We start from the raw sequence: 24250 nt of genomic DNA, 5'->3' as shown, positions 1-24250 counted from the left end.
TTTACCGCATATAAACTTTGTAAATCAACTTTTTATATTATTTATAATGTGTATAAAAGATAGTTATTCTGTTTGGAGCTGTATACTTGGAATAATAGGTAGTCTATTATGGGAGGTTTTGATTAAGAAATATAATTATTGATTATTTATATCGCTATATGGAGTAACTCCTATAGATTTAACAATTATTTTTTCGCTTTCTGTATCATCCAAATATTGTTTCACTACTTGGATTTTTTCTGTTGAAGAAAATTGAGCCATAAAAAATGCACTCCACTTGTTAGAATATGTCTAACAAGTGGAGTGCCCTTCAACTCTTAATATGAAAGTAAGAGGCTTTTGTATTAAGAATTGAAATGATAGGTTAATCTTTGTCTGGCTCAGTTGCATGTAGTTTTTGCTTTAGTAACGCATAATCTTGCGTTAATGTTACAAGTTGATGATGTTGTTTAGAAATTTTTCTTGTTAGATCAAAAATTAAGATGAAACAGAATAATAATCCAAATAAAAATAAAATGGAAGGGGGATATTCTACTTTTAGTAGTTTTCCAATCCAGTTTATAATTTTATCGGTAGAACTTAAAATAGCCATTGCAATACAAACAAAAATCCACAAAACAGCATATTTCGTTTCTAAAGTTCCGCGACGAATAGAATTAATAATTAATAATAATAATAATAAAATAAAGATGAATGAAAAGGTAATTATAGGCATTTATTATCAACCTTTCACGATTTTTTGCATCAATATAGCAAGACTTACCTTAATCATGTAATATGCAGATTTAAAAGGTGTGATAGAAGATTGTCCACCTTGTCGCTCTTGCATATTTACAGATATTTCATTAATGCGAAGTTTTTTCTTTTTTAAATGAATAAGAACTTCTGGTTCTGGATAATCTTTTGGATAATTGTGTGCAAAAATTGTAATTACTTCTCGATTGATAGCACGATATCCAGAAGTTGGATCCATAAATGTTTGTTTTGTTAGTACTTTCAATAGGGCAGTAAAATAAAAAATACCGATTCTTCTGGAAATACTACCTTTATATGCTGTTTTTTCTGTAAAACGTGACCCTAGTACCATATCGCATTCATCTTCAGCGATAGGCTTTATAATTTTATATAAATCATCTGGGTTATGTTGTCCATCAGCATCGAACTGAATCGCAATATCATATCCATTCTCATATGCGTATTTATATCCAGTTTGTACAGCTGAGCCAATACCTAGATTATATGGTAAATTCACAAGGTGAACAGGAAATTCTTTTACGATTTGAGCTGTTTTATCGTGTGATCCATCATTAATAACGCAAATGCTTAATCCAGTAAAATGCTGTTTTAGTTTTAATAATCTTGTTAATGTATCTGCAATTGCCTCTTCCTCGTTATACGCTGGAATAATAATTAACGTTTTTGGTATTGAAATTGGTACTTCAATAGTCATTACCGCACCATCCCTTATATACTTAATCATATTATGGTTATTTTTAAACGAACTTTCTTTAATATACCATTAACAGTATAACAAAATAAAGGAAAAGCTGGTGCATGATTTAAGAGGACAGATTGAGAATAAAAGGATAAGGGGGAATATTTTGCATAAAAAATACATGCAAGGAAGAAAGAACCTATGCATGTATATGGAAGAGTATCGTATTAAATATTCCAAGGTTTATTTAAAGTTAAAACCTCAGCCATTTCTTTACTTTTTAAACGTCCTTTTTTTCTATTTTCCGCGCGTTCTGAACCGGTTGTGTGTAACCAATGTTCTTCTTCAGTTTCAGGAAGTACTTGTGGTACGGACGAAGGTTTTCCATCTTTTATTGCCACAAATGTAATGAAGCAAGTGGCAGCAATTCTACGCTCGCCTGCTAATAAATTTTCTGCGATTACCTTTACGAAAACTTCCATTGAAGATTTCCCTGTATAACATACAAATGCTTCATAACAAACAGAATCAGCTTGGTGAATTGGAGTTAAAAAATCAACTGAATCAATAGATGCTGTTACGCAATGTTTACGACTATGTCTTGCAGCCGCAATTGAAGCAATACTATCAATTTCTGCTAATAATTTCCCTCCAAAAAGTGTTTGGTGATTATTTAAATCGTTAGGAAAAACACGTGTTGTTTTAATTGCTTTTGATTCTCGCATGAATTTCTTTTCCATATATTCAGCCCCTATAGTCTGTTTTCAATCAGAATAATATGTGTAAGTGGATTACTCATATTAGATATTTAATAAAGTAAAGCGTATTCCAAAAGAGGATTATTTAAACTTCTGTATTTGTATTCATGTAACTGAAAGAAAATTTATTTTATCTAAAATGTAGTGTAAAAGAGGATTCGCTTACATTGCAAGTAAAAAGTAATGACTATGTATTTGTCATAGAAATTCCCTATCAGCCGTGTACCCATTCATGATAGAATCGTTTTGTTATGAATGGAAATAGAGGTGCAATGGACATATGAATCATATACAAACAAATTTTTCATCTTTCTTCAATAAAATTACGATTGGTGCGATGCTCGCATTTTTTGTTTATAGTTGTTGGACAGCATTTGAGACAAGTAAGCAATTTTTTGGAGGAAGTACAACAAGTGTAACAATCATATTGGCAATTTTCGTCATACTCATTTTGTTAGTGGCAACAATTCTACAATATCGTTTTACAGACAAACAATTTCTTATTTTTCTTATAAGTATATCTATAGTTGTGAGGCTTAGTATGCTGTTATTTGTAGACGCTCCAATAATTGGTGATATGAAAATGATGTATGAGTCTGCAAAGGAGATTGCAATTGGTAATAATATAGGGACTATAACTCATTTGCCGTTTATTATATATGAGTCAGTAATTATTCGTATATTTGGTGATACATTATTTGCTTTACAACTATTTAATGTGTTATTTTGCGCAGGAACTGCATTTTTTATTTATCGTATTGCGGCAATGGTTTTTGGAGAAGAATGCGGTCGTATTGCTTCCACATTTTATGCTCTGTATATTCCAAATATATTCATGAGTTCCGTATTAACTCCTGAGTCACTTGCAATATTTTTATTTTATTTTGCTTGTTACATACTTTTATATAAAGGATTAGATCATCCTTATATGTGGGTGTTTTCAGCGATTTTATTTGCATGTAGTAATATGATTTTCCCAATGGGATTATTTCTTCCTATTTTTATCACGATATATGTATTATTAATTGAAGCGCTTCAATCAGCAACGAAACAAAAAGTGTTACTAAAGACGATAGGGATACTTATTCTGTTTTATAGTGCTCATTTTAGTGTGAATTATGGAATTAAGACAATGGGACTGTCACAATATACGATTTCGAATGAGACGTATGTTCAATCTGTCTTAATTGGAAAAGCGCAACGTGAGGAAAAAGTATCGAAAAATCAAAGTGTAACAGAGCATATTGATCAGAAGTTAAAAGAGATTGAGGGAGAAAGATTTAAACTTTTAGAACCGGTGATAAATCAGTTTTCAGATGAGGGGATAAATTCTACTCTTTTCAAATGTGAAAAACTGATATATATAGCGGTAACATTGTTTATGACTATAGCTCTATTACACTTTCTTATTAAGAAACAACAAAATGAGGGATATATGTTGTTCTTATTGTTAATTAGCGGATACGTATTGTTAAAGCTCTTCCAAGTCGATATGGCATATTATAATCTTATTGTGCCAGCATTGTTTATTTTGCAAAGCTTTGGTGTTTATATGAGTTATGTGTATTGTCAAAAAATATTTTTCAGAAAATAAAAAGAATCCAGTTTGGATTCTTTTTTTATGGATAGAAGATGAAAGCTAAGAGTCAGCAGGAATAAAATATCTCTACTGACATAAACTTCACTCTATCGATTTAATTCCAGTTGTAAACTATCGGCTGTTAGAGCCATTTTTGAGGAATCGTCTTGAATTCCTTTCATTACTTGTGAAATGGTTTCTAACTCATTCTCAATTTTTTTATTCTGTTCTTTCGAGTTAGACATGTCTTTTACGATTTCTTGGAAGTATTGATCCGTTGCAGACATACTATCAGTTCCTTCAGATACGAGAGAGCTAATTTGTTTCACGGAAGAAGAGACACGAACAATCTGTTCATTTGTTTTTTCAACGAGCTTTGTAACATTAAATATAGATTCTTTCGTTTGCTCTGATAACTTTCTAATTTCTCCAGCTACAACAGAAAAGCCTTTGCCAAATTCCCCAGCACGCGCAGATTCAATTGCAGCGTTTAGTGCGAGTAAATTTGTTTGCTCGGCAATTGATTTTACAATATCTATAATTTCGTTAATTTTGTTAGAAATATCGAGAAGTTCATGTGTATCTGTAATAATCGTTTCCATGTTCGTTTGAATGTATTCCATTCGTTTATTTTGCTCATTTAATTGTTCTTTACCTTTATTTGCTTTTTCTTCTGATGTTGTAGCTAATGACGTACCTGTTTTAGCAATTTCTACAATCGTTTCAGATTTAGCGGTTAACTGCTGAATAGAAGCGCTTGTTTTTTCAGATACAGATGCTAGTTCTGTTGCAATGTGCGTAATGGTCATAGCTGTTATTTCTTTTTCTTTTTCAAGTTCTTTTTGCATTCTTTCATATTCAGATTCATAAGACGCAATAACGAGTTCTTGTTCAAGAGTAAGTAATTTGTTTATTACGTTTATAGAATAAGAAAAATCGTCAATTGTTGTAATTTTCGTTTTTAAAATCTTCATGATAGAGCGGAATAATTCTTGATAAGCGGCAGTATACCATTTTCTATGTAACCCAATTTGTACATGTCTTTTTGCAATTCTAACACGTTGTTCAATAAAGTCTTCATGCATATCTCCACTAAATAATTCTTTTATATGTGTTTTTAAAGTTTGCTTTAGTTTTGGAATAGAGCTATAACGTTCGATAATCGTAATTAAATTAGGCTGTTTTGTAATATTGGAATAGAATTTTTCAGTAATCCAATCAATTTCTTCATAAATAAAAGGCTGTAGTACCTTTACGATTTGTAAATCTTCTTTTGAAATATGTAGCATATCCATCTGAATTTTCAGTTCAGAATTAGTAGGAACGTTAAAAGTGATTTGTTGATTCTTACTTAATTCAAGTATACTTACGTTTGTTTTATTGTTATGTTTTTTAAAAACCCCAAGCATCGTTCTTCCCCCTATTTGTAAAGCGTTTTCATTTTTGGTTCTAATATAATTATATATTTTTATATACAATTACTCTATATTAGTGTGTAGAATAGTATATAAATTAAGAGAATTCCATATAGAATTCTCTTAATGACCTTTATTAATTTTAGCATGTGTTTTAAAGAAAACTGGGAAATGTACATTATATATGACAGTGACAACACGAATAATGAATGTTACTAATAAACAAACATAGAAAGCCAATACGTGTGCCCCCATTGCATATGTGATTAGGAAACTAATTGCCCCTAAAATAGAAGCGATGGCGTAAATTTCTTTTCGGAAGACGTAGGGGATATCTTGAGCGCAAATGTCACGCAAAATACCGCCTCCAATACCTGTAATAACTCCCATTGAAACAACTAAAAATGAGGCGTCAACATGATGTGACATTGCCGCATTTGCACCAATAGCTGTAAAAACGCCTAAGCCAACAGCGTCAGAAAGCATAATAACAACTTGAAGTTTATTGATACGCTCAAAAAACATACAAGTAAATAATGCTGATAATACGCTTACGAAAAAGTAAATGGGTTTAACAAATGCGACGGGAGGCAGGTTACCGATCATAATATCACGAATAATACCGCCGCCGAGCGCAGTAGCTACAGCTAAACAAAGGACACCGAATAAATCTAAATCTTTTTTTAAACCAACTAATGTACCAGAAATGGCAGCGGCGATAATGCCAAGAAACGTAAATATATCGATTAATAACATGGCCTTAATCCCTTCCTCTTAAAGATGTTCCAGAGAAAAAATATACACTAAAGTATTGGAAATAACAATTACTTTTCGCTACATGTAGAAAAATGGATAAAATACATAAAGAAAGCGTTTGAAAATGTTTGGAAAATAGCTATAAAGTAATTTGATAAAGATATGAAAAGATTAATTTTACATTTTTTGGTGTTACCTACTTGGTAAAATGTTACAATGGTAGGTATGTTGTTTACATCTGTATAAAATGATAAGAAAATATGTATATACTGACAAAAATAAGGGGATGGTTGTTAGATAGCTTTTGTAAAAATAAGGAGTATAGCGAAAGAACAGTAATTTCTATTACTGATTAATACTTGTCCTGGCTAGTTTTAGCTGGAAAAATAGTTCTCGATTTGAATATGAGTTATGTTATAATTGCTAGGTGTGTTTGAATGATAAAAAATTATGATTAAAAGATAATGTTAAGATTTTGTATGGAGGTCTTGGAATGTTAGCAAATCAAGCTAGGGTTAGATTTGAGCGTTTTTTGCTCTTTTTTATTATTTTACAGCCTGTTTTAGATTTATTAACGTCTCTTAGCATCACTTTATTAAAGTCAAGTGCTACCGTTGGAATTTTAGTAAGATTCCTTATTATGGCTGTTGGTAGCATTTATATTTTAATTCAGGCAAAAGAGAAGGGAAATAGAAAGTTTTTAATTTATCTGATATTATTAGCCGGAGTTTTAGGGGTAGGATTTATTAATAACAAACTAGTTAAGGATCCTATTGTACTTGGTGAAGAAGTTAAATTCGTTGCGAAAGCATTATATATATATATCATGCTGGGGTCATACATTTTAGCTTTAAAATCATTGAAAAAGAAAGTTAATATTAGTGATAAGGTTCGAAATAGTATTGTATATTCTACATTAATCATTAACGCAATTATGGTTATTTCTATTTCAACATCTACTGACTTTGGTAGTTATGAATGGATGAAGGTAGGTTCTCGAGGTTGGTTCTATGCAGGGAATGAACTAGGTTCAATCTTAGCTATTATTTTCCCTATTGTGGTACTATATTCTATTCAAAAAACAAAGAGCTGGAAACACGTTTTATATTGGATTCCATCGCTTTTAATGATTTACTCATTAATTCAGGTCGGTACGAAAGTAGGAATGGGCTCAATTGGTGCTACGTTAGCGGCAGCAATCGGGATCATTGTACTACAATTATTATTTGATAGAAAAAATCCGAACAAAAAATCCCTTGCGTTTAATGCAGTAATTGCTATTGTCCTATTAGCTGGTGTAGTTGGAACGTTTAAACAAACGCCATTAGCACAAAATATGGGCATTCACAATAACTATTTATCAGAGCAAAATGTGGCACAGCAAGGTCAAAAAGAAAAAGAAATTAAAGAGAAGCTGAAAAAAGAGCAAGAACTTAAAGCAAAAGAAGAAAACCATCATAAAGTTGAAAAGCCAGAAGAAAAGGCAAAGATAGAAGAGGAAGTTAAGAAAGAGCTTGAGAAAGAGCAAAAGAAAGAAAATCAAGAAAATCTTATTTTCAGCGGACGTCAAGTATATGAAGAAAGACATAAGCAGTTCTTTAAAGAAGCGCCAACGTCACAAAAGTTATTAGGAATGGGTTATGCAGGTAATTTTAAATATAATGAACAAAAGCAGCCAGATCCAAAGCTAATTGAAATGGACTTCCATGATTGGTTTTATGACTTTGGGATTATTGGTTTTGCATTACTAATGATTCCATTTATTTATTACGGCTTAAGAATCCTACTAGTATTTATTACAAGGTTTAAAGAGATATTTAATATAAAATATGGAATGATTGCAGCAAGCTTATTGTTAGCATTAGGTATTGCTTATATTGCAGGACATATTTTAACAGCACCAGGAGTTGGGATCTACTTTGTAGTGGTGTTAGCTTATCTAATTGTAGACTTAGAAATTGAATGATTAAAATAAAAGCTAACTTTTGTTAGCTTTTATTTTTTAGTACAGTAAAATAAAGATAGATGGAAATGTGGCGAGGATTTAAAGGAGGAAAAAATATGAGAATATTGCATATGAATGCAGGAGCAGAAGATGGGGGAGGGAAAACACATATTATTTCACTTCTCGATCAGTTTCCAACTGGTGAAGTAGAATTAGCGGTATTTGAAGATGGAATTGTTGCGAAAGAAGCAAGAGAGTTAGGGATAAAAGTCCATGTGTTTTCACAAAAATCCCGCTATGATTTATCTATTTTAAAGAATATAAGCGAATTCATTAATAATGAAAAATTTGATATAGTTCATACGCATGGTCCTAGGGCTAATTTCTATGTTTCTTTAATGAAAAAGAGAATAACGGCAAAATGGGTAACGACTATTCATAGTGATCCATTTGAAGACTTTACTAAACAAGGCTTAAAAGGTTGGATTTTTACGAAATTGAATTTGAAAGCCTTAAAAAATATAGATTTATTTTTTGTTGTAACAAATAGATTAAAGAAAAGTTTAGCTGCTTTAGGTATTTCTAATGAAAAGATGCATGTTATTTATAATGGAATTGAATACGATAAGGAAAAAGCAGAAGGTTATAATAAAAAAGAAATGTTCAATATTGATGAAGATGTATTTACGGCAATCCAAGTAGCACGATTGCATCCTGTGAAAGGACATGAAGTTCTATTCGATGCGTTACAACGAACAAAATTAGAGAAAATTAAAGTATTGTTAGTTGGCGATGGCCCGTTAGAAGAAAATCTAAAGTCATTGGCTACTGAAAAAGGGATTAATAATAAAGTCGAGTTTTTAGGGCATCGTCAAGATGTAAAACAATTATTTGCGTCGTCACATGTGAATTTATTAACCTCCCATAGTGAAGGATTTCCACTAGTTTTATTAGAAGCGGCAAATCAACGCGTACCATCAATTGTGACTAGGGCTGGAGAAATTGAACCATTAATTGTAGATGAAACGTATGGATGGATTGTGCCAACAGATGATGGAAGGGCATTAGCATTAGCTTTAGAAGAAGCGTATGATAAGTGGAAAACTGGAGAATTAGCAGCAATGGGGAAACATATTTATGAGCATGCTATTATGAACTTCTCACTTCAAAAACTATATGAAGATACAAAGGAAACATATAAGCAATTAATAGCGAAAAACTTGTAATGATAGAGAGGATAGTTAACTATGGCAGTACAAACAGTTGATATTCTAGGCGTTCCTTTTTCTACAATGACAATGGATGAAACGATCCAATATTTAAAAGAACAACTAGAAGTGGAGCGAACACATACTTTTCAGGTAGTAACAGCAAATCCTGAAATTGTTATGTGTGCAAAAAAGGATGAAGCATTCCATCAAACATTATTAAATGCAGATTTAATTACACCTGATGGTATTGGAGTCGTAAAAGCAAGTGGTATGTTAGGTACACCTGTAAAGGAACGTGTAGCAGGTTTTGATTTAATGTGTAATTTACTTGCGGCGTTATCAGAAGACAATAAACCAGTATCAGTTTTCTTATTAGGTGCAAAACCGCATGTTGTACAAGCTGCAGCAGATCATTTAACGAAGACGTATTCAGCTGTATCTATTGTGGGTATACAAGATGGGTATTTTAAACAAGAAGAAGAAGAGAATATTGTTTCTCGTATTCAAAAGGCAAAACCAGACTTATTGCTTGTTGCACTTGGCTTCCCGAGACAAGAGAACTTTATCCAAACGAATAAACATCGTTTAGAAACGAAAATGGCCGTTGGAGTAGGCGGAAGTTTAGATGTATGGGCTGGAGAGGTAAAACGTGCACCAAAATGGATTCAAGCGATCCATTTAGAGTGGTTTTATAGATTGTGTAGCAATCCAACGCGTTGGCGTCGTCAGTTAGTATTAGCGGAATTTTTAAAAGAAGTCATGCGTTCAAAAAAGTAGCGTTCTATCGCTACTTTTTTATTTGTCCATTTTTAATAAAGTGCGTTTTTATTCATCTACTACCGATTGCGGACACTCACTAATCGGGTGTTTAATGGCCATGGTTTTTTTATCTATCTCTCTTTGCTTCAGCTGAATTTTGAGGTGAGGGGTCTTACTGCCCTCAAATAGTCGGATAAGTATTTTACTTTTTGGGAATGATGAAGGAGAATTTTTTACCGAAAGTATTTTACTTATACAATTCACACATGTAAAATGATGTGTAAAGACAGCTGTGTAAGGAGGACTTCTTGTGGGCAAGGTGAAAGAAATTTCGAAGCGAAAGCTACTTGGTATAGCGGGGCTTGGATGGTTATTTGATGCAATGGATGTTGGAATGCTTTCATTTGTAATGGTAGCGCTGCAAAAAGATTGGGGATTAAGTACCCAAGAAATGGGCTGGATAGGCAGTATTAATTCAATTGGTATGGCGGTCGGGGCGCTCGTTTTTGGAATACTATCAGATAAAATAGGGCGGAAATCAGTCTTTATTATTACATTATTATTATTTTCTATCGGTAGTGGTTTAACGGCTTTAACGACGACACTTGCTATGTTCCTTGTTTTACGATTTTTAATTGGTATGGGGCTTGGTGGAGAACTTCCAGTTGCTTCTACATTAGTATCGGAGAGTGTTGAAGCACATGAACGTGGCAAAATAGTTGTGCTATTAGAAAGTTTTTGGGCAGGTGGATGGCTAATCGCAGCTCTTATCTCGTATTTTGTTATACCGAAATATGGTTGGGAAGTTGCGATGATATTGAGTGCGGTTCCGGCACTATATGCTTTATATTTAAGGTGGAATTTACCGGATTCTCCAAGATTCCAAAAGGTTGAAAAAAGGCCATCCGTTATCGAAAATATAAAGTCAGTTTGGTCTGGAGAATATCGTAAGGCAACAATTATGTTATGGATTTTATGGTTTTCTGTTGTCTTCTCCTATTATGGCATGTTCCTTTGGTTACCTAGTGTAATGGTATTAAAAGGATTTAGTTTAATAAAAAGTTTCCAATACGTACTTATTATGACGTTAGCTCAATTACCAGGTTATTTCACAGCTGCTTGGTTTATTGAACGTCTTGGTCGTAAGTTTGTTTTAGTTACGTATTTAATTGGTACAGCTTGCAGTGCTTACTTATTTGGAGTGGCAGAGTCATTAACGGTATTAATCGTAGCAGGCATGTTACTATCATTCTTTAATTTAGGTGCTTGGGGTGCATTATATGCTTATACACCTGAACAATACCCAACAGTTATTCGTGGTACAGGTGCAGGGATGGCGGCAGCATTCGGTCGTATTGGTGGTATTCTTGGACCGTTATTAGTAGGATATTTAGTTGCTTTACAGGCTTCACTATCACTAATATTTACGATTTTCTGTGGATCAATTTTAATAGGCGTATTTGCTGTAATTATACTTGGGCAAGAAACGAAACAACGAGAATTAGTATAAGGTAAAACTTTAATCGGTAAGTGATCTCAATTATTAGTCCGTACCAATTATGTTTTAGAGTAGTAAAACTAAGAGCCCATGTTTTCTCATTCAGTGGGTTTTACTGCCTACAAATAACGGAAAAAAGGGCAGGGGGAACCATGATGGTTCCCTTTTTTCTGTTTTTTTAGATAAATAATGGTATAGTAAGAAAAAGGGAATGTTCCTTATAAAAGCGAATGTATACAACAGGACATACGGACAAAAGAATTAGGTGGTTGAAGAAATGAAAATTTTACTGATCATGGAAGATGCAGAAGAGCGAAGAAGTTTAGTTGAAAAATTTACTGAAAATATAAGGAATGTAGAATGTTTTGAAGCAAATACAGGAACAGAATCATTATTTATGATGAAGAAGCATACACCAGATTTTGTTTTTTTAAATTCAAAATTACTAGATGGAACGGGTTTTGAATATGCAAGTTTATTACGGGAAGTAAATTGTTATACGAAATTTATTTTTATGGGTGAAGATATAGAAGAGTCCATTACAGCATTTCGTTTTCAAGCAGTTTATTATTTACTACGCCCATTTCGCGAGGAAGATTTGCAATTCCTTTTATATAGAATGGCTAAAGAGCAAGGTGAGAAAGCAAAGAGCTATTTGCGTAAACTACCGATAGAAGGTCAAGAGGGGATTCGGTATATTTTCCCTGAAGATATTGTATATGTAAGCAAAAATAAGGAAAACAAAACAGTTTCAATTTATACAACAAATAATCAGTATATTTCAACATATACACTCCAGGAGCTAGAAAATAAGCTAAATGCATATGATTTTTTACGTGTGCATAAAAGTTATTTAATTAATATGTCATATGTACAAGAGTTAAAGCCTTACTATAATGGCACATATAATCTGTATTTAGATAAATATGATGAGCAACCGATTCCAGTAAGTCGTAATTATGTGAAACGACTTCGAAATAAAATTGAATTATAGCAGATAATGCGAATTTTTTAACATGATAAACTAAAAATCCTTCATGATAGGGAGGATTCAAGTTAAATATTCAGAAAATTTAGTACAATCCCACTAAGAAATAGTATTGGGGGGATTGTATGTGAGAACATTGAAGTCGATTTTACTTTGGGGAGTTATTGCAGCAGTAGGAGCCGGGGCTTTTGGTGTAATAGCTTTATCACAAGGTGAAACTATTAATGCTGTATGGCTCTTAGTAGCTGCGGTATGTGTGTATGCAGTTGCTTATCGCTTTTATAGTAGATTTATAGCGAGAAAGGTATTCGGTTTAGATAATAATCGACAAACGCCAGCTCATACATTAAATGATGGAAAAGATTATGTTCCGACAAATAAATGGGTATTATTTGGGCATCATTTTGCAGCAATCGCTGGGGCTGGTCCTTTAGTAGGACCGATTTTGGCAGCACAAATGGGATATTTGCCAGGGACAATATGGATTATTGTAGGGGTAGTTGTCGCTGGAGCTGTGCAGGATTTTGTCATTTTATTTGCTTCGATGAGACGTAATGGTAAATCTCTCGGTGAAATGATTAAAGATGAGATTGGTCCTGTTACAGGACTTATTGCAATGATTGGTATTTTAGGCATTATGATTATTTTATTAGCAGTATTAGCATTAGTAGTAGTAAAGGCGCTTGTCGGAAGCCCTTGGGGAATGTTTACGATAGCAGCAACGATTCCTATTGCTATTTTAATGGGAGTATATATGCGCTACATTAGGCCTGGACGGGTTGGTGAAGGGTCAGTAATTGGAATTATCCTACTTATACTTTCTCTTATTGGAGGGCAGTATGTAGCGGAAAATCCAGCGCTTGCAAGCATGTTCACGTTTAGCGGAGAAACAATTGCTATAATGCTTATTGTATATGGATTTATCGCATCGGCATTACCAGTTTGGATGCTTTTAGCACCACGTGATTATTTAAGTACATTTTTAAAAGTCGGAACAATTGTAGGATTAGCAATCGGTATTTTAATTGTAGCACCAGATTTACAAATGCCAGCAGTTTCGAAATTTATTGATGGAACTGGTCCTGTGTTCTCTGGAAATTTATTCCCGTTCTTATTTATTACTATTGCCTGTGGTGCAGTGTCTGGATTCCATGCTCTTGTTTCATCAGGTACGACGCCGAAGATGATTGAGCAAGAGGGACACGCACAGCCAATCGGTTATGGAGCAATGTTAATGGAGTCGTTTGTAGCAGCCATGGCGATGATTGCAGCTTGTGTATTAACACCGGGAACGTACTTTGCAATTAATAGTCCTGCAGCACTTATCGGTACAGATGTCTCGCAGGCAGCTCAAGTTATTTCCTCATGGGGATTTGCTATTACACCAAATGAACTAAAAGATCTCGCTGTAAACGTTGGAGAGCAAACGATTTTATCACGTACAGGTGGTGCACCAACGTTAGCGATAGGTATGGCATATATTTTCTCAAAAGTAATAGGTGGAACGGCCATGATGGCATTTTGGTATCATTTTGCGATTCTCTTTGAAGCGTTATTCATTTTAACAACGATTGATGCTGGAACGCGCGTAGGTCGATTTATGATTCAAGATATTTTAGGGCATGTATATAAGCCATTTGGGAAAACGGATTCTACATTAGCGAATGTAATAGCTACAACGTTATGTGTGTTAGGATGGGGCTATTTCTTATATCAAGGGGTAGTTGATCCACTTGGTGGAATTAATACATTATGGCCACTTTTCGGTATTGCAAATCAAATGTTAGCAGGTATTGCGTTATTACTTGGAACGACAATTTTGTTCAAAATGGGAAAAAAGGCATATGTTTGGGTGACGCTTATTCCAACTGTCGGATTGCTTATTGTAACGATGACGGCGGGTTATCAAAAGCTATTTCATGAAAACCCTAAAATAGGATTTCTATCCCACGCAAAGGTGTTTCAAGGAGCATTAGATGAGGGGAAAGTGTTAGCGCCAGCTAAAAATGTGGCTCAAATGAAGCAAATTATTTTCAATGATTATATTGATGCGGCACTTTGTGGAATTTTTATGATAGTTGTAATCGCTGTATTAATTTCTGCAATTCGAATTTGGATTCAAGTATTAAGAAATAAGCCGATGCCGCTAAAAGAGGCACCATATATCCCTAAAGATGAAAGTGAGTCGAGGAACTATGCTTAAAAGACTACGGCAAGTATGGGGACAAAGGAAACACTTTATTAGCTTACTTGTTGGGGTACCAAGCTATGAAACATATGTAGAGCATATGAAAAAGCATCATCCAGAAAAAGAAGTTGTATGTCAAAAACAATTTTTTGCAGAAGCGCAAGAAGCAAGATTTAATGCAAAGGGCGGAAAAATCTCGCGCTGTTGTTAGTGAAAAGGACGAATTTTCGTCCTTTTTATTTTTTGCTGTTTCACGTGGAACAGCAAAAAATAAATAAAAATCTTTGGGAATTATAGGGATTTCGTATACAATAAAATAAGGAAAGGGATAGATAGAAAAGTAGGGAGATTATTTTATGTTAAGGGACTTATTTGTAAACACAACCATTATTCTTTCCTTTATTTTTATTGGAGGTCAGCTTTTAAGAGATAAACCGTTAAAAGAAGAGTTCTCTTTTTGGCAGAAATGTGTAGTAGGTATTTTTACTGGAATATTAAGTGTACTGTTGATGTACTTTGGCGTACATATTGGGGATATTATGTTAGATCTACGCTATTTAGCTGTTATTTTGGCAATTATAATTGGAGGTCCGATAGCTAGTAGTATAACAGTTACGATTATTTTAATTACCCGATTATTTTTAACCGAGTACTCTTTAGCCTCTGAATTGGCTTGTTATACTATTGTATTGATAGGTATTGGGGTTACTTTCATTTGGCGGATGAAAGTTTCTATGTTTACAAGATGGATCTGGTTTAATGTATATAGTTTATTTATTTTAGCGGTGCCACTTTCTATGCTGTTTAAGGATATGTCTATAGTAGCATTATATTTAGCTTGTAGTAGTGTTGCAGCATATATCACATTTATAAGCGCGAATTATGTATTGCAATCCAATGAGTTATTTCAAAAGATGAAGCAATATGCAACGATAGATGCATTGACAGGGTTAGGAAACGTAAGGCAGTTTGATTTAGAAATGAATCATCATATTGGTAATAAGCGCATGAAAAATGATTCACTTTGTTTACTACTTATAGATATTGATCATTTTAAGTCTGTAAACGATACGTACGGGCATCCTGCAGGAGATGAAGTATTAAAACAAATAGGGCGTATTTTACGAGAAGTTTCAACGTTTCCAGATTTGGTTTTTCGAAAGGGCGGAGAGGAGTTCGCGCTTCTTATACCACAGAAGGGATTAGCTTACGGAATGCGTAAGGGGGAACAAGTTCGCGCAGCTGTTGAAAAACATTCATTCCAATTGTTAGATGGAACAAAAATAAAAATTACAGTTTCAGTAGGAATTTCAGTATATGAACAATCACCAGAGCAATTTATTCAAGCTGCTGATGATGCATTATATTACTCCAAAAGAAATGGTAGAAATCAGGTCAGTTCTGCATCTTAAAGATAAGATGACCAGAAGAGCTTATAAATAAAAACACCCACAGAGAGGGGAAATACACACTCTGTGGGTGTTTTTATTTATAGGTTAGACAAGCTCTTTTGATACAACGAATTTACGATATGCACCGTGATGTGTTGGGCCTACGTATTCGTTGATCTTGAATGAATAACGGATAGCAGCTGTGATAAATTCTTTAGCAGTTTTTACTGCTTCTTTCACAGGTTTTCCTTTTGCAAGTTCTGCTGTAATTGCAGCAGAATATGTGCAACCTGCGCCGTGTGTATTTGTCGTATCAATTTTTTCTGATTCTAGAATGTCGAATGTCTCTCCATCATATAGGACGTCGATTGCAGTTTCGGTACCAAGCTTGCTACCGCCTTTAATTAGGACATATTTCGCACCTAAAGCATGGATTTTTTTCGCTGCTTCTTTCATGTCTTCAAGAGAATTAATCTTTACGCCACTTAATTGGTAAGCTTCAAATAAGTTTGGTGTGACAACTAATGCCTTTGGAACAAGAACGTCACGTAAGCAATCATTCGTTTCAGGATGTAATGCTTCATCAGCACCTTTACATACCATAACAGGGTCAACTACTACATTTTTGAAATTATGTTTTTCGATTGTTTCAGCAACCATTTCAATAATTTCTACCGATCCAAGCATACCTGTTTTTAAAGCATCTACGCCAACGCCCTCAATTGTCGTTTCTAATTGTGGTTTTAATGTAGAAGCTGGGATTGGGAATACGTTATGTGCCCAACCGTTATGTGGATCCATCGTTACGATTGTCGTAAGAGATGTCATTCCGTACACACCAAGTTCTTGGAATGTTTTTAAATCTGCTTGTATACCAGCACCGCCACTTGTGTCAGAACCAGCGATAGTAAGTGCTTTATTTAATGTCATTATGAAAAGCCCCCTCAGGTGATATAATGAAAACTATGTTTTCACCATTATATCAATGTTACGAATAAGTACAAAGTGAAAAGTAGATGATTTATGTTAGGAACTATGTAAAATCTTGTATGTAGGAGACGAATTATGTTTCAAGAGAATCGTACAAATGAATTAGTTATATTAAAAGAGATTGCAGAAACACTAAATACATCAAATGATACATATCATGTATTGCAAGCAGTACTAGAAAAATTGCTGAGTGTAACAGGTTTAACGACAGGATGGATATTTCTTGCGGATGAAAATGGTAGGTATACAAAATTAATTGATTATCAATTACCAGAGGCACTTACATATGAAAACAAACGTCCGATGTGTGAAGGAGAATGTTGGTGTTTACGTGGCTTTGTGGATGGAAAATTAGAACGAGCTGTTAATATTATTGAATGTAAAAGAATTAATAATGCAATTGAATATAATTGGGGAGATACAGAAGGAATTCTTCATCATGCTACGGTTCCTTTAAAGGCTGGAGGAGAAAAATTTGGTTTGTTAAATGTGGCAAGCCCAGGTAAAACACATTTTTCAGAAGAAGAATTAGTATTGCTTCAATCAGTTGCTTTCCAAATTGGAACGGCTTTAAAACGAGCAAAGTTATATGAAAATGAAAAGCGAAGAGCACATTATTATGTGAAATTAGAACGGTTCATTCAAGTTTTAAGAACGATTCATCAATTTAATATATTGCCTGAAAAAGTTGTAGGTCAATTAGGTGAAGTGTTTCAGTGGAATCAAGTCGCATTCTTTATTAGGGAAGAGAAAGAATTATCCTTGCGGGCATCTTATTGCCAGGAAGAATGGCAGGAGGATATAAAAGAAGCAGCGAAAGAAGCGTTAGAAAAAGGTGAACCTATTTTATTAAACGATCAAATCAGTCATAAGATTGCCTCTAATAGGACGGTTATCGCCACCCCAATACAGATTCAAACTCACATATTTGGTGTTTTATGTGTTAGTTCAAATAATGGTGAATTTGATGTAAATACGTTAGATGTACTTCAAGCAATAACAACTCATATTTCTTTCGTGATAGAAAATTTAAGGTTAAATGAGCAACGACGTGAACTCGTACGAATGGAAGAAAGAAATCGATTAGCAAGGGACTTACATGACTCTGTTTCACAAAAGCTATTTTCGTTAACCTTTATGACAAAAGGCGCTGAGGCGGTTTTAAAAGGTCAAAACGAAAAAGTGGATCGATCTTTGCATGATATGCGTGAACTAGCGCAAGGAGCTTTAAAAGAAATGAGGACGTTAATTTGGCAATTACGTCCAGCGGGTTTGGAGAAAGGATTATTACCAGCTTTAAAGCAATATGGTGAAAGTTTGGGATTGAAAATTCGAGAACAAGTTACAGGTGTCCGTGATTTGCCACGCGTAGTAGAGGAAGCGCTATGGAGAATTGGACAAGAAGCTTTAAATAATGTAAGTAAGCATGCAAATGTTAGAGAAGCGACGATTTATTTCAAAGTGACGGAGAAGAATGTATCATTAGAAATAGTCGATCAAGGAACCGGCTTCGTAGAAAAGGATATAAAAGAGAAGAAATCACTTGGCATGACTACGATGCGAGAAAGAGTAGAATTAGTCGGTGGAACAATTAAAATTGTAAGTGATAAGAAAAGGACAAGTGTAAAAATAAACGTACCATTATGATGTGAAAATGAGGGAAGTTTGTGAAAATAAAAGTATTGTTAGTTGATGATCATACAGTCGTTTTAAAAGGATTAGCATTTTTCTTAAGTACACAGGAAGATATAGAGTTAGTTGGAGAAGCAAGTAATGGGAAAGAGGCACTAATGAAAGTAGGGGAGACGAATCCTGATGTTGTACTAATGGATTTATATATGCCCGAAATGGATGGTGTTGAGGCGACAGCGTGTATTAAAAAAGAATATCCGGATGTGAAAGTAATTGTATTAACTAGCTTTTCTGATCAGGCGCATGTGTTACCAGCATTAAGGGCTGGAGCAAGCGGGTATATTTTAAAAGATGTAGAACCGGATCAGCTTGTTGAGGCTATTCGAAGTGCATATAAAGGTAATATTCAATTACATCCTGATATAGCAAATGCTCTTCTCTCTCAAACATTACCTGTAGAAGAAAAGGAAGAAGAGCCTTCTATTCAAGTGGATGTGTTAACAGCGAGAGAAAATGAAGTATTGCAGCTATTAGCGAAAGGGATGAGTAATAAAGAAATCGCTTCTGTTTTAGTTATTACGGAAAAAACGGTAAAAGCTCATGTAAGTAGTATTTTGAGTAAGTTGAATTTATCTGATCGTACGCAAGCAGCATTATATGCAGTAAAAAATGGAATTGTATAAGACGAAAGTCGTAAGACCTAGTTCGCCTTTAGAAGGTGGACTTTTTTTATGGAAAAATACGTCTATGTGAGGACGAAATTGTCTTGATATAAAGATAAAATATGTTTGTAAGCAACAAAACAAAAATTACAAGGGATACCTTTTTTGAAAGCATATAACAACAGAAGAGTTAGTACTAGGAGGAAAACATAATGACAAAAGTTTTATTCGTAAAAGCAAACAACCGTCCAGCGGAACAAGCAGTTAGTGTAAAATTATATGAAGCGTTTTTAGCAAGTTACAAAGAAGCGCATCCAAACGATACAGTAGTAGAACTTGATTTATATAAAGAAGAATTACCATATGTAGGCGTAGATATGATTAATGGTACATTCAAAGCTGGTAAAGGGTTTGATTTAACTGAAGAGGAAGCAAAAGCAGTAGCAGTTGCTGATAAGTATTTAAATCAATTCCTAGAAGCTGATAAAGTCGTTTTCGGTTTCCCATTATGGAACTTAACGATTCCAGCAGTGTTACACACATATATTGATTATTTAAACCGTGCTGGTAAAACGTTTAAATATACGCCAGAAGGTCCAGTTGGTCTAATTGGAGATAAGAAGATTGCATTATTAAACGCGCGCGGCGGTGTATACTCTGAAGGTCCCGCAGCAGAAGTAGAAATGGCTGTTAAATATGTAGCAAGCATGATGGGCTTCTTCGGCGCAACAAACATGGAAACAGTAGTTATTGAAGGACATAACCAATTCCCAGATAAAGCAGAAGAAATCATTACAGCTGGTCTTGAAGAAGCAGCTAAAGTAGCAAGTAAATTTTAATTGAAAATAGAATCGTCACTCAAAAAAGTAGCATTAACAGATAAACGTTAATGCTACTTTTTTATATTTTAAGTTCGTCAGCTAGTTTTTCTAACTGAATTCGATCTTGTATGTAATAGGTTCTTCCATCTTTCTTTAAGTAATTTTGTTGGCAAAATTGGTTTAATACATATAAAAGGTGACGGTAGCTAACATTTAAGTATTCCGAAACCTCAGTATGTTTTTCTATATAACTGTTATTTTGTTCTGTTAATAGAATAAACGCCGCTAATCGATTTTCGAACGGATAACTATTATTTTTAGCATAACTTTCTGTTCGGGTAATGGTTTTCTCACCGATAAATTTGCATAGTTTCTGTAGAAAGGTAGCATCTTGTAACAAAAGATGCTGACAATCTTTAAGAGGAAGCGCTAAGCATATACAATCTTCCATTACTTCCACCGTTTTCGTAACAGATTCTACGCCAATTAATCCTAATTCCCCAATGAACGAAGGTGCCTGAATAAAGTTAATCAAGGAGACCTTTCCGTTTTTGTGACTCATATATATTTTTGCTTTCCCAGAAATTAAGTAATAAAGATAAGGAACATCGACCCCTTCATTACATATCTTTTCTCTCTTCTGAAAGGAATGTAGTTCAGCATACGGTAAGATATCAAAAGAAAAAAGAGTATGGAAATTGTAAGTTTGTATGTAATGAGAGATTTCTTCGCTATTTCTGCTGACTTTCATGTTTTCACCTCATGTTTAGTATGAGATATCTCCTATTATTTTTACAAGAAAGAATGATACGATTTACGTAAATTTGTTTTTGTAGAAAAGAGAGTGTGAAGGGCTTATGAAAAAATATAAAACATTATTATTCGATGTAGATGATACATTGTTGGATTTTCAAAAGGCAGAAAAATCGGCATTACGTATGCTTTTTGAAGAGAAAGGAATGTCTCTCACTAGCGAGATTGAAGCGCAATATAAAAAAATTAATAAAAGTCTTTGGACTGCTTTTGAAGAAGGTGAAATAAATCGTGATGAAGTTGTAAATACACGATTTTCAATTTTGTTTAAAGAATACGGGGAAGAAGTAGATGGGATATTATTCGAAAATAATTATCGCAGTTACTTAGAAGAAGGAAATCAGCTCATGGAAGGTGCCTTACAATTTATAAATCAAATTCAAAGTGAGTACGATTTATATATAGTGACAAACGGTATTTCTAAGACGCAAGATAAACGATTACGTAATGCAGGGTTACATGCCTTGTTTCAAGATATTTTCGTTTCTGAAGATACAGGTTATCAAAAGCCGATGAAAGAGTATTTTGATTATGTTTTTGAAAGGATTCCTAACTTTGTGCCTGAAGAAGGGCTCATTATTGGGGATTCGTTAAGCGCTGATATGAAAGGTGGATATGTAGCGGGAATTGATACTTGTTGGTTTAATCCAGAAAGGAAATTAAATGATAGTGGGATTATACCGACATATGAAGTGCATAATTTTGAGGAGTTATATGCATTATTGAAGCAACATGTGTAATGAGAATAGGCAGTGGAACTTTTGTCCACACTGCCTATTTTTTTATTTGTAGTTTCGTTATGTTTTGGAAGTGGAAATGCATTTCCGATAGTAGCTGCCCCAAGCATTGGTAATAGTAAATTAAGCGGAGGTTTTAAAAGGTCTTTTTCAAATGGATATAGAATATATTTCTTTTGTTATGTACATTAAGTTCTTTGTATTTAATTTAGAACATTCAGAAAAACTAATTGACATGAGGAAATTATTGCTATAAAATCAACGGTAATTGCATAGTCTTATCAAGAAAAGGTGGAGGGACAGGCCCGATGAAACCTTGGCAACAGCCGTATAACGGAATTGTGCCAAATCCTGCAGGTAATAACCCTGAGAGATAAGAAAGAGCCTTTAGAGCGTGTTTTCAAACTGCTCCTTTCTTGTTTTCAGGAAAGGGGCAGTTTTTTATTTTGTATAAAAGAAAGGAGAATAAGAAATGGGAGAATCATGGGGGAAAGGAACGATTTGTGTGCAAGGTGGCTATACGCCAAAGAATGGTGAACCGCGTGTTTTACCGCTTTATCAAAGTACAACGTATAAATACGATACTTCAGATGATTTAGCAGCGCTATTTAATTTAGAGGCAGAAGGATATATCTACACGCGTATTGGAAATCCTACTTTAGCTGCATTTGAGCAAAAGTTAGCGGATTTAGAGGGTGGTGTAGGTGCTGTTGCAACAGCTTCTGGGCAAGCTGCTATTATGCTTGCTGTTTTAAATATTTGTAGTAGCGGAGACCACTTGCTTTGTTCTTCCACAGTTTATGGCGGGACGTTTAATTTATTTGGAGTGAGTTTGCGTAAACTTGGTATCGATGTTACATTCTTTAATCCGAATTTAACTGCTGATGAAATTGTGGCCCTTGCTAATGATAAGACGAAACTTGTTTATGCAGAATCGCTAGGAAATCCGGCGATGAACGTTTTAAATTTCAAAGAACTTTCAGATGCAGCGAAAGAGTTGGAAGTACCTTTTATCGTGGATAATACATTGGCAACTCCTTATTTATGCCAAGCATTTGAACATGGAGCAAATATTATCGTTCATTCTACGACGAAATATATTGATGGTCATGCAAGTTCGTTAGGTGGCATTGTAATTGACGGAGGGAACTTCGATTGGACAAACGGGAAATATCCTGAACTAGTTGAACCGGATCCAAGTTATCACGGCGTAAGTTACGTTCAAAATTTTGGTGCAGCAGCTTATATTGTGAAGGCACGTGTTCAATTATTAAGAGACTACGGAAACTGTATGAGCCCATTTAATGCGTATATTAGCAATATCGGCTTAGAAACATTGCATTTACGAATGGAGCGTCATAGTGAAAATGCTCTTGCAGTTGCTAAATGGCTTGCTGATCATGAACGTATTGAATGGGTGAATTATCCGGGATTAAATAGTAATGAAAATTATTCGTTAGCACAAAAGTATTTGAAAAAAGGTGCGAGTGGTGTTTTAACATTCGGCATTAAGGGAGGATTAGAAGCAGCAAAAGAATTTATCGCAAATGTAAAACTAGCAACTCTCGTAACGCATGTAGCTGATGCACGAACTTGCGTTATACATCCTGCTAGTACAACGCATAGACAATTAAGTGCCGAAAATCAGCGCTTAGCTGGCGTCACATCAGATTTAATTCGTTTATCAGTTGGTATAGAAGATGTTTCGGATATTATTGCAGATTTAGAAGCAGCGCTAGTCGGAGGCAAACAACATGCCGATCATAATTGATAAAGATTTGCCAGCTCGCAAAGTGTTGCAGGAGGAAAATATTTTTGTAATGACAAAAGAGCGAGCAGAAACACAAGATATTCGGGCATTGAAAATTGCTATATTAAATTTAATGCCTACAAAGCAAGAAACAGAAGCGCAATTACTTCGTTTAATTGGAAATACACCGTTGCAATTAGATGTTCATTTACTTCATATGGAATCGCATTTGTCTCGTAATGTTGCACAGGAACATTTAACGAGTTTCTATAAAACATTCCGTGATATTGAGAATGAGAAATTTGATGGACTCATTATTACAGGAGCACCAGTTGAAACCCTTTCTTTTGAAGAGGTAGATTATTGGGAAGAGCTTAAACGTATTATGGAGTATTCAAAAACGAATGTAACATCTACGCTTCATATTTGCTGGGGGGCACAGGCTGGTTTGTATCATCATTATGGCGTTCCAAAGTATCCTCTTAAGGAAAAAATGTTTGGTGTATTTGAACATGAAGTCCGTGAGCAACATGTGAAACTGTTACAAGGTTTTGATGAATTGTTTTTCGCCCCGCATTCGCGTCATACAGAAGTACGAGAGAGTGATATTAGAGAGGTGAAAGAATTAACATTATTAGCAAACTCTGAGGAAGCAGGTGTTCACCTTGTTATTGGGCAAGAAGGAAGACAAGTGTTTGCGCTCGGGCATAGTGAATATAGTTGTGATACGTTAAAGCAAGAATACGAACGGGACCGCCAAAAAGGGTTAAATATTGATGTGCCGAAAAACTATTTTAAGCATAATAATCCAAATGAGAAGCCGCTTGTAAGGTGGAGAAGCCATGGGAATCTATTATTCTCTAATTGGCTGAATTATTACGTGTATCAAGAAACCCCTTATGTATTATAAAAAAAGATTGTG

At 34.4% G+C, this 24250-nt stretch carries 23 protein-coding genes, 1 pseudogene and 1 riboswitch; of the genes and pseudogenes, 15 read left to right on the top strand and 9 right to left on the bottom strand.

Annotation, left to right across the window (positions count from 1 at the left end; all coding sequences use genetic code 11):
• Positions 1 to 135 precede the first annotated feature (135 nt).
• The 4 genes from ACTFR9_RS18400 to ACTFR9_RS18385 all read right to left on the bottom strand — a co-directional run bounded on the left by ACTFR9_RS18400 (position 136) and on the right by ACTFR9_RS18385 (position 2175).
• A complete protein-coding gene (locus ACTFR9_RS18400; RefSeq protein WP_000046732.1) occupies positions 136 to 261 on the bottom strand; it encodes a hypothetical protein in 126 nt (41 codons plus the stop codon).
• 103 nt (positions 262 to 364) lie between these two features.
• Positions 365 to 715 carry a DUF2304 domain-containing protein gene (locus tag ACTFR9_RS18395; protein WP_001121772.1) on the bottom strand — a complete coding sequence of 117 codons (351 nt, stop codon included), beginning with the start codon at positions 713 to 715 and terminating at the stop codon, positions 365 to 367.
• A gap of 6 nt (positions 716 to 721) precedes the next feature.
• Positions 722 to 1450, bottom strand: a complete 729-nt coding sequence (locus ACTFR9_RS18390; RefSeq protein ID WP_000151538.1) for a glycosyltransferase family 2 protein — start codon at positions 1448 to 1450, stop codon at positions 722 to 724.
• A 212-nt stretch (positions 1451 to 1662) separates the two neighbouring features.
• Positions 1663 to 2175, bottom strand: a complete 513-nt coding sequence (locus ACTFR9_RS18385) for an acyl-CoA thioesterase (protein WP_000412121.1) — start codon at positions 2173 to 2175, stop codon at positions 1663 to 1665.
• A 298-nt stretch (positions 2176 to 2473) separates the two neighbouring features.
• Between ACTFR9_RS18385 and ACTFR9_RS18380 the strand changes: the two genes are divergently transcribed.
• Complete coding sequence (locus tag ACTFR9_RS18380; RefSeq protein WP_001015645.1) at positions 2474 to 3787, top strand: ArnT family glycosyltransferase; 1314 nt, start codon at positions 2474 to 2476, stop codon at positions 3785 to 3787.
• Between the two features lie 92 nt (positions 3788 to 3879).
• On the opposite strand, the gene ACTFR9_RS18375 is transcribed toward ACTFR9_RS18380, so the two are convergent.
• From ACTFR9_RS18375 to ACTFR9_RS18365, 3 genes and pseudogenes are all read right to left on the bottom strand, one after another.
• A complete protein-coding gene (locus ACTFR9_RS18375; RefSeq protein ID WP_369805093.1) occupies positions 3880 to 4686 on the bottom strand; it encodes a methyl-accepting chemotaxis protein in 807 nt (268 codons plus the stop codon).
• Positions 4684 to 5061: pseudogene (locus ACTFR9_RS18370) on the bottom strand (protoglobin family protein); the annotation flags it as partial. The gene ACTFR9_RS18375 and the pseudogene ACTFR9_RS18370, both read right to left, overlap by 3 nt.
• Before the next feature lie 249 nt (positions 5062 to 5310).
• A complete protein-coding gene (locus tag ACTFR9_RS18365) occupies positions 5311 to 5943 on the bottom strand; it encodes a trimeric intracellular cation channel family protein (RefSeq protein ID WP_000924376.1) in 633 nt (210 codons plus the stop codon).
• A 493-nt stretch (positions 5944 to 6436) separates the two neighbouring features.
• Between ACTFR9_RS18365 and ACTFR9_RS18360 the strand changes: the two genes are divergently transcribed.
• From ACTFR9_RS18360 to ACTFR9_RS18325, 8 genes are all read left to right on the top strand, one after another.
• Positions 6437 to 7909 (top strand): O-antigen ligase family protein, encoded by a 1473-nt coding sequence (locus ACTFR9_RS18360; protein ID WP_000880772.1) that lies wholly within the window; start codon positions 6437 to 6439, stop codon positions 7907 to 7909.
• A gap of 95 nt (positions 7910 to 8004) precedes the next feature.
• Positions 8005 to 9114, top strand: a complete 1110-nt coding sequence (locus ACTFR9_RS18355) for a glycosyltransferase family 4 protein (protein ID WP_001221233.1) — start codon at positions 8005 to 8007, stop codon at positions 9112 to 9114.
• A gap of 21 nt (positions 9115 to 9135) precedes the next feature.
• On the top strand, positions 9136 to 9876 hold the full coding sequence (locus ACTFR9_RS18350; RefSeq protein ID WP_000290741.1) for a WecB/TagA/CpsF family glycosyltransferase: 741 nt from the start codon (positions 9136 to 9138) through the stop codon (positions 9874 to 9876).
• Positions 9877 to 10168: 292 nt separating this feature from the next.
• Entirely contained in the window at positions 10169 to 11368 is a 1200-nt protein-coding gene (locus ACTFR9_RS18345; protein WP_000521096.1) for an MFS transporter, read from the top strand.
• Between the two features lie 265 nt (positions 11369 to 11633).
• Complete coding sequence (locus ACTFR9_RS18340) at positions 11634 to 12350, top strand: LytR/AlgR family response regulator transcription factor (protein ID WP_000698252.1); 717 nt, start codon at positions 11634 to 11636, stop codon at positions 12348 to 12350.
• Positions 12351 to 12471: 121 nt separating this feature from the next.
• Positions 12472 to 14547, top strand: coding sequence for a carbon starvation protein CstA (gene cstA, locus ACTFR9_RS18335; protein ID WP_001259567.1), 2076 nt, complete (start codon positions 12472 to 12474; stop codon positions 14545 to 14547).
• Complete coding sequence (locus ACTFR9_RS18330; RefSeq protein WP_000919826.1) at positions 14540 to 14743, top strand: YbdD/YjiX family protein; 204 nt, start codon at positions 14540 to 14542, stop codon at positions 14741 to 14743. The genes cstA and ACTFR9_RS18330 overlap by 8 nt, the downstream gene beginning before the upstream one ends.
• A 145-nt stretch (positions 14744 to 14888) precedes the next feature.
• Positions 14889 to 15944 (top strand): GGDEF domain-containing protein, encoded by a 1056-nt coding sequence (locus tag ACTFR9_RS18325; protein ID WP_000942885.1) that lies wholly within the window; start codon positions 14889 to 14891, stop codon positions 15942 to 15944.
• A gap of 84 nt (positions 15945 to 16028) precedes the next feature.
• Here ACTFR9_RS18325 and pdxK read toward each other — a convergent pair whose 3' ends face one another.
• Positions 16029 to 16853: a pyridoxine/pyridoxal/pyridoxamine kinase gene (gene pdxK / locus ACTFR9_RS18320; protein ID WP_000174249.1), complete on the bottom strand. Its 825-nt coding sequence runs from the start codon at positions 16851 to 16853 to the stop codon at positions 16029 to 16031.
• Between the two features lie 135 nt (positions 16854 to 16988).
• On the opposite strand from pdxK, the gene ACTFR9_RS18315 reads away from it, so the two are divergent.
• The 3 genes from ACTFR9_RS18315 (at position 16989) to ACTFR9_RS18305 (ending at position 20046) form a co-directional block, all read left to right on the top strand.
• Entirely contained in the window at positions 16989 to 18560 is a 1572-nt protein-coding gene (locus ACTFR9_RS18315; RefSeq protein WP_000485091.1) for a GAF domain-containing sensor histidine kinase, read from the top strand.
• Positions 18561 to 18580: 20 nt separating this feature from the next.
• Complete coding sequence (locus ACTFR9_RS18310) at positions 18581 to 19228, top strand: response regulator (protein WP_000695784.1); 648 nt, start codon at positions 18581 to 18583, stop codon at positions 19226 to 19228.
• Between the two features lie 191 nt (positions 19229 to 19419).
• A complete protein-coding gene (locus ACTFR9_RS18305) occupies positions 19420 to 20046 on the top strand; it encodes an FMN-dependent NADH-azoreductase (protein ID WP_000170050.1) in 627 nt (208 codons plus the stop codon).
• Between the two features lie 61 nt (positions 20047 to 20107).
• Here ACTFR9_RS18305 and ACTFR9_RS18300 read toward each other — a convergent pair whose 3' ends face one another.
• Complete coding sequence (locus ACTFR9_RS18300) at positions 20108 to 20779, bottom strand: transcriptional regulator YeiL (protein WP_000868836.1); 672 nt, start codon at positions 20777 to 20779, stop codon at positions 20108 to 20110.
• A gap of 106 nt (positions 20780 to 20885) precedes the next feature.
• On the opposite strand from ACTFR9_RS18300, the gene ACTFR9_RS18295 reads away from it, so the two are divergent.
• The 3 genes from ACTFR9_RS18295 to metA all read left to right on the top strand — a co-directional run bounded on the left by ACTFR9_RS18295 (position 20886) and on the right by metA (position 24238).
• Positions 20886 to 21581 (top strand): YjjG family noncanonical pyrimidine nucleotidase, encoded by a 696-nt coding sequence (locus ACTFR9_RS18295; RefSeq protein WP_000760172.1) that lies wholly within the window; start codon positions 20886 to 20888, stop codon positions 21579 to 21581.
• A 272-nt stretch (positions 21582 to 21853) separates the two neighbouring features.
• Positions 21854 to 21958: riboswitch (SAM riboswitch) on the top strand.
• A gap of 92 nt (positions 21959 to 22050) precedes the next feature.
• A complete protein-coding gene (locus ACTFR9_RS18290; RefSeq protein WP_061535961.1) occupies positions 22051 to 23349 on the top strand; it encodes a bifunctional O-acetylhomoserine aminocarboxypropyltransferase/cysteine synthase in 1299 nt (432 codons plus the stop codon).
• Positions 23333 to 24238: a homoserine O-acetyltransferase MetA gene (gene metA / locus ACTFR9_RS18285; protein ID WP_001121520.1), complete on the top strand. Its 906-nt coding sequence runs from the start codon at positions 23333 to 23335 to the stop codon at positions 24236 to 24238. Before ACTFR9_RS18290 ends, metA begins: the two co-directional genes overlap by 17 nt.
• The last annotated feature ends 12 nt before the right edge of the window (positions 24239 to 24250 follow it).

The sequence above is a fragment of the Bacillus cereus group sp. MYBK222-1 genome, from assembly GCF_051916425.1.
Lineage (GTDB): Bacteria > Bacillota > Bacilli > Bacillales > Bacillaceae_G > Bacillus_A > Bacillus_A paranthracis.
This window is presented reverse-complemented; position numbering and strand designations above follow the sequence as displayed.